Annotated in this window: 10 protein-coding genes; 2 read left to right on the plus strand and 8 right to left on the minus strand. The window is 39.2% G+C overall.

Going from position 1 to position 12,033, the window contains the following annotated elements; translation table 11 throughout:
* Positions 1-9: 9 nt before the first annotated feature.
* The 6 genes from gtfA to K6V48_RS08045 all read right to left on the minus strand — a co-directional run bounded on the left by gtfA (position 10) and on the right by K6V48_RS08045 (position 8,180).
* Positions 10-1,458: a sucrose phosphorylase gene (gtfA, locus tag K6V48_RS08020; protein ID WP_172017778.1), complete on the minus strand. Its 1,449-nt coding sequence runs from the start codon at positions 1,456-1,458 to the stop codon at positions 10-12.
* Between the two features lie 68 nt (positions 1,459-1,526).
* Positions 1,527-2,357 (minus strand): carbohydrate ABC transporter permease, encoded by an 831-nt coding sequence (locus K6V48_RS08025; protein WP_174853251.1) that lies wholly within the window; start codon positions 2,355-2,357, stop codon positions 1,527-1,529.
* Positions 2,358-2,367: 10 nt separating this feature from the next.
* Complete coding sequence (locus tag K6V48_RS08030; protein ID WP_222368942.1) at positions 2,368-3,240, minus strand: carbohydrate ABC transporter permease; 873 nt, start codon at positions 3,238-3,240, stop codon at positions 2,368-2,370.
* A gap of 147 nt (positions 3,241-3,387) precedes the next feature.
* Positions 3,388-4,626, minus strand: a complete 1,239-nt coding sequence (locus K6V48_RS08035) for an extracellular solute-binding protein (protein ID WP_222368944.1) — start codon at positions 4,624-4,626, stop codon at positions 3,388-3,390.
* A 134-nt stretch (positions 4,627-4,760) separates the two neighbouring features.
* Positions 4,761-5,993 carry an extracellular solute-binding protein gene (locus K6V48_RS08040; RefSeq protein ID WP_222368946.1) on the minus strand — a complete coding sequence of 411 codons (1,233 nt, stop codon included), beginning with the start codon at positions 5,991-5,993 and terminating at the stop codon, positions 4,761-4,763.
* Between the two features lie 12 nt (positions 5,994-6,005).
* On the minus strand, positions 6,006-8,180 hold the full coding sequence (locus tag K6V48_RS08045) for an alpha-galactosidase (RefSeq protein ID WP_222368958.1): 2,175 nt from the start codon (positions 8,178-8,180) through the stop codon (positions 6,006-6,008).
* Between the two features lie 105 nt (positions 8,181-8,285).
* Here K6V48_RS08045 and K6V48_RS08050 point away from each other — a divergent pair, with 105 nt between their 5' ends.
* On the plus strand, positions 8,286-9,125 hold the full coding sequence (locus tag K6V48_RS08050; protein ID WP_222368949.1) for an AraC family transcriptional regulator: 840 nt from the start codon (positions 8,286-8,288) through the stop codon (positions 9,123-9,125).
* A gap of 31 nt (positions 9,126-9,156) precedes the next feature.
* On the opposite strand, the gene K6V48_RS08055 is transcribed toward K6V48_RS08050, so the two are convergent.
* Both K6V48_RS08055 and K6V48_RS08060 read right to left on the minus strand, forming a co-directional pair.
* Entirely contained in the window at positions 9,157-10,317 is a 1,161-nt protein-coding gene (locus tag K6V48_RS08055; protein WP_222368952.1) for a MalY/PatB family protein, read from the minus strand.
* A 1-nt stretch (position 10,318) separates the two neighbouring features.
* A complete protein-coding gene (locus tag K6V48_RS08060; RefSeq protein ID WP_222368955.1) occupies positions 10,319-11,410 on the minus strand; it encodes a cystathionine gamma-synthase in 1,092 nt (363 codons plus the stop codon).
* A 198-nt stretch (positions 11,411-11,608) separates the two neighbouring features.
* Between K6V48_RS08060 and K6V48_RS08065 the strand changes: the two genes are divergently transcribed.
* Positions 11,609-11,851, plus strand: coding sequence for a hypothetical protein (locus tag K6V48_RS08065; RefSeq protein WP_172017758.1), 243 nt, complete (start codon positions 11,609-11,611; stop codon positions 11,849-11,851).
* Positions 11,852-12,033 lie beyond the last annotated feature (182 nt).

The following is a 12,033-nucleotide window of genomic DNA, read 5'->3' on the forward strand; positions in this document are numbered from 1 at the left end:
ATAGTCATATTATAACTCAATTGTAGTAATTTTGCCCTCTTCTATTTCAACAATTTCAAAGGATTTTTCTTTTAGATTTGCTGTTAGGCGGGCAGATACCCCTGCATCTTGATTATTCCAGAAAATTTCCATACTTGTTTCATCCAACATCTTAACAGAGAACTCTCCGTCGAAAGCTGGACTTGTATTGCGGAATTTAAGGAGTTTGAACAAGGATTGTACCACAGGACGTTGCACTTCCTGCTCAATTTCTTCCAAATCATAGTAATGGCGATTGATATTGCGACCTTCCTTACTTGATTCTAAAAGTTCAATATCATTTTCACCTGCAAGTAAACCAACATAGTAAATCTGTGGAATACCTGGTGCAAAGCATTGAAGAACACGAGCTAGTAGGTAAGCTTGATCGTTATTGCCAAGAGCAGAATAATAAGTACAGTTAATCTGATAAATATCCAAATTATTATAGGCTTCTGTACTATAAATTTTCTTCACATTGGCACCTTGTGCATACAAGGCTTCACGCGTTTCCTCTGTCTCCTCATCCGTCAGCAAATCCTTAACATCCACAACACCAATTCCATCATGTGTATCAAGAGTTGTAAATTGCTTGCGAGGGCAAATCTCCATCCAGTGAACCAGGCGATTGACATGACCAGAATACAATGCGTGGAGAACCAGCATTGGCAAGGCAAAATCATAAACATAATAATCTTGCTCGGCAATTTTCTGCTGAATGGTATAGTGTTCATGAATTTCAGGCAAGATTTCCACATCTTTTGGTGCCAATAACTGACGTGGAAAATGGAGCATTTCCCAAATATCAGGCTCCACAAAGAAACAGTTGGTTCCAATTTTTTTATTGGCATAAGCAAAGGCGTCCAAACGAATGATCGAAGCACCATGTTCTGCCAATTGTTCCAGATTTTCTTGGATAAAACGGCGTGTTGTCTCTGTAGTCACATCCAAGTCAATCTGTTGCTCATCAAAGGTACACCATACCTTCTCCTCGCTACCATCAGCAAATGTTGCAATTCGATATGGAGCACGAGGTTTACGCTTATAGATCAAATCAACATCTTCTTGCGTTGGCTCACCATTTGGCCAAAAGTTTTTATAACGAATAAACAAATCCGCATAAGCTGATTCATCTTTCTTTTCAAGAAAATCAAGGAAATAAGGGGATTTTGCAGAAATATGATTGATCATAAAATCGAACATCAGATAATAGTCTTTGCTTAGTGCTTCAATATCTGACCAATCTCCAAATGCAGGGTCCACCTTTGTGTAATCCATTGGCGCAAAACCACGGTCACCTGATGATGGGAAGAATGGTAAAATATGTATCCCGCCAACAACATCTTTCAAGGGACCTTCTAAAACGGTTTTTAAATCTTTCAAATTCTTTCCTAAACTATCCGAATAGGTAATCAACATTGCTTGGTTTTTAATTTTCATACAAGAACTCCTTTTGTAAGCCTTTTCTTTTTATTTTCATGAAAAGGTTGAGAATTGCTCAACCTTTTCTATTTCACTGAACCGGACGTCATACCTGAAATAATATGTTTTTGGAATACTAGGTAGACAAGGAGGATAGGAATAATCCCCACAACATAGGATGCAAATGATGGGCCGTAGTCACTAAAGTACATTCCTTGGTAATTATACTGGAACAAGGGTAGGGTCCACATAGCTTGATCTCTGTTTAATACTAGGAGTGGCAAAAGGAAGTCATTCCACACCCACAATGCATTGATGATCAATACCGTCGCATGCATCGGTTTCATCAGAGGGAAAATAATTTTCCAATACATGGTAAACTTATCACAGCCGTCAATAGCTGCTGCTTCATCCATTTCCTCTGGGACGATTGTTTTAATATACCCCACGTACAAGAAGAGAGCTTGTGGCACAGCATAAGTTAGGTAAAGAATAATCAAACCAAGAGTGTTATTGAGACCAATACTAGACATCAGTTTAGTCATAGGCAACATGATAACTTGGAAGGGGACAAAAATCCCGATAATCAAGAAGAAATAAATAATATTGAAAACAGTTTGACGTTTCATCTGACGGGCAACGGCAAAGGCAGCCATTGGAATGACCAATAAAATGAGGGCAATTGATACAATTGTAATAATAGCTGAGTTGCTAAAATATTGAACAATTCCATCATTAAACAGGCGTTCATAGTTGCTCAATGTAAACTCTTGTGGCAAACCAAAGAAATTTCCTGTAATTTCCTTTGTTGGTTTGAACGAACTTATAATCGTCACCAATAGTGGAATAAACATGAACAATATCCCACTAAAGAGAACTAAGTAAACCCACCAATTTTTCTGTTTGTGCTTGTTCATATTCACTCTCCTATACTTCAAATTTCTTAGAAATCTTCATCTGAATCAATGAAATCACAATGATACAGATAAAGAGGACCACCGCTAAAGCATTCGCATACGAAAACTTATTATCAACAAAGGCATAGTTATAGACTAATAAACCAAGTGATTCTGTTTTGCCATCTGGGCCACCACTTGTCAGTGCAAAGATAAGGTCAAATGCTGTCAAACCTGACTTCATTGCCAAGATGAACACCATACTAATAGATGGTAATAAGAATGGAAGCTCAATGTTGAAGAACTGTTGAGAACGACTTGCACCATCAATAGCTGCTGCTTCCTTCACATCTTCTGGAATACTTTGTAAGCCAGACAGGAAGATGATGACTGGCATAGCCAATCCTTGCCACAAAGCAACAAATAAGACAGAAGGAATTACAGTTTTCTCATTTACTAACAAGTTTTCCTTCAACCAATCAATATTTAAGACCTCACCAATTTGGGTAAAACCATAGTTAAAGAGCTGAACAAAAATCAAACCCAAAGTAACAGTTGACAAGACAGCTGGGAAGAAATACCATGTCCTAAAGAAACCGACAGCCTTGATTTTACGGTTAAGAAGGGTTGCCAACCAAATCCCGATAACAATTTCACCGATAACCAGACCAATGGTAAAGATAATCGTGAAGGTCATGGAAGTATAAAAATCAGGATTTTTTAAAATATCCAGATAATTTTGAAAACCAATGAGGTTAAAATCAGAGGTTAATCCATTCCAGTCTGTTAGACTATAGTAAATCCCTGTAAACAGCGGATAGAAGAAAAAGATTAACTGTAATCCAATCGGTACCGCCACAAATAGATAGGGCCAGTATTTTGCAACAAATCCTTTTTGATTCATCATGGTACTCCTTTTAGCGTTTGTTATAGTTGTTGCAACTCAGCTCCATCTGAATTTAGGGGGGTTCGAGATAAAGCTGAATTGGAACAACTATAAGGGTAAGAAGCGAAATCCCCTCTTACATCGTTTATAGTTGTTATGTATTACTTACTTCATTGGGTCAAAGAAAGCATTCAATTCGTCCGCAAGCTTATCTGCCTTCGGATCTTTGATTGTTTCTACAGCAATGGTCCAGAAATCATTTTGCGATGTCCATTCTTTATGCAACCATGCAATTTGCTTATCAGTAAAGGCATATTGGGCAACTCCTTCAATTTCTGGGAACTTCCCTTCTGTTTCAACTCCCTCGACAGAAGTTGGCGAACCGTCTACATCATAATATTTTTGCATGACTTCTTTGCTGGACATATAAGCGAGGAACTTTTTAGCCTCTTCTGGGTGTTCCGTCTTGGCACTGATTGACAAAGCTAAGTCGGCACCACCGATAGTCACATCATTCCCTTCTTTTTCTCCTGGGAAAGCAAAGATACCGTAATCCAAATCAGCATTCTGTTGATTGATGACTGCAGCAGCCCAGCTACCTTGTGGCATCATGAGAGCTTTGCCCTCTGCAAATGCTGCGACAGCATCGGCATACTTAGCTCCAGAAAATCCTGATTGACCATTGTCATGTAATAATTCGAAGGATTTAACAACTGCTTGCGTTGCTGGATTGTCAGCTGTAATACTACCTTTGCCACTCCGAACTAGGATATCTTGAGCTTGGTCATAACCACCTGCCGCGCTCACCCATGCCAACTGATGGAATCCATTTAATGACCAAGAATCAGCCAAAGACAGCGCAAATGGTGTTTCACCCTTGTCTTTAATTGTCGCTACTATTTTTTCGAATTCAGCAGTCGTTTTTGGCACTTCTAGGCCTAATTCTTTAAATTTAGCCTTGTTATAATAGATGCCATAGACATTGGTGTTCAATGGGAGAGAATAAATTTTATTGTCAACAGCATAGAATTCTGCTGCTCCCTCTTTCAAATTGCCAACTCCAGCATCCTCTCCGAGTTCTAGGAAACGACCATCTTTTGCCCAAGCATCAAAATCCGCCGCAACCGGATAGACATTGATAATATCTGGATCTTCATTGTTGGCCATACGAGTTTTTAAGATGGTTTCTGCATCTGGCACACTGGAAAATTTAATACTAATGTTTGGATTGGCCTTTTCAAAATCAGTAATAATTTCTTGCAAGGTCGCTTGCATCTCTGGTTTTTGCGAGAAATATTCTAGTTCGACTTTATCGCTAGACCCCGCCGAGCCATTCCCACATGCTGCTAGTAAACTAGCAAAAGCAATTACAGATGCACTTTTAACGAATGTTGTAAATTTCATTTTCTTTCTCCAAGAATAAATATGTTTTTTGCGCTAATGTAGTGCGCTCTACTATTTTAAACGCACCGCAACTTTCTAAGAAGATTAGGCTATCCAGCGGCTAAAACTCCGTCACTAGATAGCTTTTTTCTTCATTACTTCATTGGATCGAAGAATGCATTCAATTTCTTCACAAGTTCGCCTGAATTTGGATTTTTCACTGCTTCTACTGTGATATTCCAGAACTCTTCTTCTGATTCCCATTCAGATTGCAACCAAACTACATGTTTGTCAGTGAAGGCATATTGTGTCACTCCAGCAGTTTCTTCAAACTTACCTTCTGTATCTACACCTTCAACTGAAGTTGGTGAGCCATCTACATCATAGTATTTTTGCATCACTTCTGGACGAGAGAGGTATTCTAGGAATTTTTTAGACTCTTCTGGGTGCTCTGTATCAGCAGAAATTGAGAGAGCTAGGTCTGCTGCACCGATGGTATAGTCGCCACCTTCTTTATCACCAGGGAAAGTAAACATCCCATATTCAAATTCTGGTTCCTGTTGGTTTACTGCTGTAGCCGCCCATGTACCTTGTGGCAGCATGAGAGCATCACCTGCTGCAAAGGCTGCCACCGCATCTGCATAGAGCGCACCTGTTGCACCTTTTTGACCATTATCTGTCAACAGTTGCAAGCGTTCTAAAACTGCTTTTGTTGTCGCATCATCTTGAATCGCTCCCTTTGCACTGCGGATCAGAATATCTTCTGCACCATCAAATCCACCCGCAACAGTTACCCAAGCTAACTGATGGTAGCCGTTCAATGACCAAGCATCGTTCAATGAAAGAGCAAACGGTGCTGCACTGCCATCAGACTTGATTTTGTCTACCAAAGCCACAAATTCTGCATAGGTAGTTGGAACTTCAAGACCCAATTCTTTGAACTTATCCTTATTATAGTAAATACCATAAGCATTAGCTGTCAAAGGAAGGGTGTAATTTTTTTCGTTAACAAGATAAGGCGTTACAGCACCATCTTTTAGATGACTGAGACCTGCATCATCACCAATTTCTAAGAAACGACCATCCGCTGCATATGCTTTGAAGTCCGCATTTTGTGGATAAATGTTGATGACATCTGGCGCTTCGTTATTGGCCATACGAGTTTTCAGAACAGTTCCTGCATCTGGTACATTTGAAAATTTAACATCAATCGTAGGATTTTCTTTTTCAAAATCATCAATAATTTCCTGCAGAGTCGCTTGCATTTCAGGTTTTTGTGAGAAATATTCAATTTCTACCTTATCGCTACTACTTGCATTCCCACAAGCAACCAAGAAGCTAGCAAAAGCACAAACCGATGCACATTTTAAAAATGTTTTCATTTTCATTATAAAATCCTCCTAGATTTTGTTAAAAATATATTGTACACTAAAATAATCTTTTTGAACATGGGGCATGGTAAGCCCAATGTTCATCAGTTCATCCCCGTAGAATGTTTCTCCTAATTGAGGGCATTCATACAAGGCATCTGGGTCTAGCCCCTTCAACCGAACATGAAGCAAAGGCGCTTCTGGCTTGGCAAGAATTTTTACAAATGTAAAGACCGCTTGATTCTTATCTTGACTAACATAATTGGCAGCCCAGGTATTGCTCGTCTTTTTCAGACGGTAGAGCTGACCGAATTGGATAGTTTCACGAATGGAGTGATAGGTTTCGATTTGCTGACTGATTTCATCCAATTCCTTTTCCGAAAGTTTCGTTAAATCCAGCTCGTAACCAAATGCTCCTCCCATCATAGCCACATTGCCTCGTGTAGCAAGAGGCGTGATACGACCAACCTGATGGTTTGGAACGGCAGAGACGTGTGCACCAATTGAGGAAGGGGGATAAATCAAACTAGTACCTTCTTGAATAGATAAGCGCTCAATCGCATCTGTATCATCACTTGCCCAAGCTTGCGGCATGTAATACATGATTCCCAAATCATTACGACCTCCACCGCCTGCGCAGGATTCAAAAAGAATATCTGGGAACCGCTTGGTAAGGTGGTCTAATACACGGTAGAGACCTAGCATGTAACGATGGTGGAACTCAAAGCGCTGGTCATTTGCTAAACCTTTAGGGATATTGGTGATATTACGGTTCATATCCCATTTTACATAAGAAATATTGGCTGATTCTAATATGGAAGAGACGCTATCAATGATGTAGTCACAGACTTCTTGCTTGGTCAAATCCAACACTAATTGTTCTCGGCTGTAAATTGGTAAGCGTCCTTCTGTGTGAATGGCCCAATCAGGATGTTCACGATAAAGATCGCTATCAATAGAAATCATCTCTGGTTCAAACCATAGTCCGAATTTCATGCCAAGCTCATTTATTCTCTCTGCTAAGCCATTCAAACCATTTGGCAACTTATCCAAATTGACTTTCCAATCGCCCAATGAACTTTCATCGTTGTTTCGTTTACCAAACCAACCATCATCCAGAACAAATAATTCAATACCAGCTCGACTTGCGACCTGAGCTAACTGTAAAATCTTTTCTTCTGTAAATTCAAAATAGGTCGCTTCCCAGTTGTTGATTAAAATGGGCCTTGGTTTGTTTACAAACGATGATTGAATGAGGTGTTTTGTGATAAAGTGATGACTATTTTGTGTCATGCCAGTAAATCCTTTATCAGTATATGATAAGAGAACTTCTGGAGTTTGAAACCGGTCATCCTTATCCAATTGCCATGAGAAATAGTGACTTTCCAATCCTAGTCCCAATCGACTGGTTTCCATGGCTGTCGTTTCGACAAATGCTGTAAAGTTGCCACTATAGACAAGGTGGGCCGCATAAACATCGCCCTTGTCCTCACTTGCATCGGGTGAGGCTAGTGCTAAGAAGGGTGTTCTTGAGTGACTTGAAGCACCTCGAATGCTACCAATCGAATACTGACCTTTTGTCAATGGGGTCTGTGTCCACTCTTTTTCATAAGCATAGCGTCCTGTCAAGCTGTGAACAATGAAATCTTGATGTGGAAAATCAAGAGTTGCAGACAAGACCTTCTCTAGTTTGCATGGATATTTGCCAGTTTGAATTGTAGCTGACCGTGCGAGATAAGAAGCTTCTTCAAAAACAGAATAATGAAGTGTTACGGTAACATCTGTCAACTGATCATAAAGATCAATTTCAAGACTCTCTACCTCTTCTTGATTTCCAAAACTTGCTGGTAATCCCCTCAGTTCTTTTTTCCCCTTGTATAATCGATACTCTTTGTATTTTAGGTCAAGAGTAACTCCAAATTCGTTCCGAACATCTATTGCTGAGGTTCTAAAATCTCCCAGACCATTGCTAGAATATTCGAGTGGGAGGACATCCAATGAGTATGTCCTGTCCCCAGTAATTGGACTCGGAGAAAATGATCGATCTAAATATGTTATTTTGTTTCCATCGCTAAATTTTTCGATTTTTTTCCCAAAATAACGATGAACCAGATCTCCTATTTCCAACACTTGGATGATATAAGAGAATTCTCTTGTTTTCAGGTGAAAAATCTGTTTTTCATTATAAATCTCAATCACATTCATCTCTCCCATCTCTTCTTTATGGTCTTATTGTACAAAATGAAAACGCTTTATTTAATAGCCTTTTGTATTTAAAACATGTTATAATGTTTCCTAAGGAGGATTGAAATGAATATTCTAAATATCTATAATGAATTGGATAGTCATAATTTTGACCTAAATGTAGACCATTACGGTGCCGAACAATGTGACAAGGGCTATTCCTTCGGTCCTACTATCCGTGATAATTTTGTCCTGCATTTTATTACAAAAGGAAAAGGGAAAATTCTTGTTGACGGAAAAACAAGTTATCTATCAGCAGGTGATTTGTTTATTCTTCCAAAGGATGTTTCCATTTTCTATCAAGCTGATGATATAGATCCTTGGACCTATATATGGGTTGGTTTTAGTGGATCACGAGCAAAAGATCTACTTAATCAAAGTCAACTGCTAGAAAACTACTACCTCCACTCCAATCTAGAGTCACCAATTCTAGGCTACATGCATCAGATTAACCATGTTCAGATGCATCCCATCCCCTCTATCACAGAATTGGTCTTAATTGGCTATCTCAATCAACTCTTAGCAGCACTCATCGAGGAATTTCCAAGTGAAACATTAATTAAGCCCGAAACACAAACCAAATATTATGTTCAGCAGGCCATCAAAATGATACATAGCCACTATGCTCATCCGATTAAGGTCTCTGAAATAGCCGATTATTTGGCCTTGAGCCGAAGCTATCTCTATAAGATTTTTAAGCAGGAAACAGGCTATTCTATCAAAGATTATATTTTACAAGTAAAAATGAATCGTTCTTGTCAACTATTAGAAGATGCTTCTCGGAGTATCACTGAAATCGCCTATTCTGTCGGCTACCAAGATCCTCTCACCTTCAGCGCAGCCTTCAAAAACTATTTTCATATGAGCCCGACAGAATTTCGAAAAACACAAAAAAATAAGGATTAGGTGATTTTACTCACACCTAGTCCTTATTTCTTTATCCAAAAACGTTTCTAAGTCTTTGACAGGCATTTTCAATGACATCAAATGGAGCTGCCGCATTTAGACGCGCATGATGTTTGCCCTCTTTACCAAAGGTTAAACCATCGTTCAAAATCAATTTTGCCTGATCTTGCAACAATTCGAACAATTGGTCATGTTCCAGCTGATAGTCAGAAAAATCAAGCCAGATAAGGTAGGTTCCCTGGGGCTTCATGACCTTGATCCGAGTATGGGAAGTCAAATACTCTTCAACATAGTCAATATTTTTTTCTAAAACATTTTTTAACTCTGTCAACCACTCATCTCCATAAGTGAAGGCAGCTTCTGTGGTTAACAAACCAATTGTTGGAACTTCATGCTGATTGTTTGCCAATTGGCGCTTAGCAAAAGTCTTGCGAATGCTTGGATTTTCAATAATAGCAAAGCTATTTTTCGTTCCAGCAATGTTAAATGTTTTAGTTGCAGATGATAAGATAATTGAAAAATCTTTGAAATTTTCATCGACCGTATTAAAGGTATCATGTTTGTGACCATATAAGGCCAAATCTTGATGAATTTCATCTGATACTAGAACGACGCCATGTTTCTGACAGAGACGACCAGTAGCTAAGAGTTCTTCCTTGCTCCAAACCCTACCACCTGGATTGTGTGGATTACAGAAAATATAGAGTTTCACTTGATTCTCTACAATGTCCTTTTCAAGCTGGTCAAAATCAATCCTAAAAACACCATCCACTTCAACAAGTGAATTGGTAACAAGCTGGCGATTGTTTAATTTGACAGTCCGTGCAAAGGGTGGGTAGACTGGCGTATTAATGAGGACTGCATCCCCTTCTTCTGTCAAAGATTGAATAGCCACAGTTAAGGCAGGAACAACACCTTCGATGAGCAGGATGGACTCTCTATTAATCTTGTAGCCATGCTGTCTATCTTCCCAGTCAATAATAGACTGATAAAGACTGTCGCTAGCGTAGGGATAACCAAAAATGTGATGATCTGCATAGTCACGGATTACTTGGCGAATTTCTGGAAGTGGCTCAAAGTCCATATCCGCAATCCATAAAGGTAGGAGTTCCGGATCAGCTTCCACTTTTTTCCATTTTTCAGCGTGGTGCGTTAAGCGATTTGGTTTACTAGTAAAATCATATCTGGTCATCTTATCCCTCCAAGGCCACTTCCAAGTCGGCAATCAAATCGTCCGCATCCTCAATACCGATAGACAAGCGAAGCAGGTCATCTGTCAAACCGTATGAATGTCGGGTCTCAGCTGGAATGTCTGCGTGAGTCTGGGTAGCTGGATAAGTAATCAAACTTTCCACCCCACCCAAGCTTTCCGCAAAGGTAAAGATTTTCAAGGTATTTAGAATGTGTGGGATCTTGCTCTCATCAGCCACCTTCAATGAAATCATCCCACCTTTACCTGTGTAATAAACTTGCTTAACTACAGGACTCTTCTCCAAATAGGCAACAATTTTCTGAGCATTTTGTGTCGCCCGCTCCATTCGAAGCGAAAGAGTTTTCAAGCCACGCATGAGTAAATAAGCATCCAGTGGCGATAGGGTTGGGCCTGTTGTATTTTGATCATAGAATAGCTTATCGTACAGGACTTTATCATTGGTCATCAAAGCACCAGCCAAGACATCATTATGACCTGACAAATATTTTGTCGCCGAATGTAGAACAACATCCGCACCCAATTCAAGAGGATTTTGATAAATAGGGCTATAAAAAGTGTTATCGACAATAACCTTGGCACCTTTGGCATGGGCGATAGCCGAAACCTTAGCGATGTCAAACTCCACCATCAAGGGATTAGTTGGAGTTTCCAAATAAACATAGTCCGTCTGGTCTGTGATTGCTGCAATTAACTCCTCTTCACTATTCGCATAGGTAAACTGAAATCTGCCTAGACTTTCCTGCTCGTTGAACCAGCGGAATGAGCCACCGTACAAATCACGCGCTGCAACTACTTGGCTTCCAACAGGGAAACCATTAAAAAGCAAGACAAGCGCAGCCATTCCTGAACTCGTCGCAAGGGCATAATCTGCTTTTTCAATCGCTGCCAAAGTCGCTTCCAAAATGGCGCGTGTCGGGTTCTTAGTTCTCGTATAGTCAAAACCGGTCGAGTGACCAAACTCAGGGTGCTGATAGGTGGTCGAAAGGTGAATAGGAGAAATCAAGGCTCCTGTTTTCTCATCATTGTTAATACCTGCATGGGCTAAAATCGTATCTATCTTATAATCTGTCATAACGAAATCTCCAATCTAACTTATTAAATAGTCTAGCATGAATAGACCACTTTTGTTAAAAAAATATCCAAAATGACTTATATAAATTTCTTAACAAATGGTATAAATAAAAACTATAACAACCTATTTATTATTGCTTTCTGGTTGAAAATAATTTACAATAATAGTAAATTTAGGCTATCAGAAGGAGGTTTTACAATGTTTAAGTCATTCAATCAACAGTTTTATAGAAACTTTTATTTTTATCATGCACTTGTTTGGTCAATATTGACAGTAAAGCAATTTGACCGCAGTCCAGTCGGTGCGCTATTCCTCCTATTACTACCAATTCAATATTATTATGCTTTTTTCCGCCCCAACTACAATATCGTTAAAAATTGGCAATTAGCTATCTGGATCGTTTTTTCGACCATTATGGGCTGTGTCTTTATTTTTATTTAGGAAACGAATGAATCCGCAATCACTAGCAAAAGCATTTTCCTAATTGTTAGATGAGTTGTCTTCCGTTAGTGTAAAATAATTCTCGGAAAAACGTTTACAGGTTTTCAAAACAAAAAAAGTCCTATATCCTAGGAAATGCGTAAATAACCTAGAAGGATATAGAACCTATGACTATTGTAACA

Origin of the sequence: Streptococcus suis (assembly GCF_019794555.1) — a bacterium.
In the GTDB taxonomy this organism is placed as follows: Bacteria; Bacillota; Bacilli; order Lactobacillales; family Streptococcaceae; genus Streptococcus; species Streptococcus suis_AB.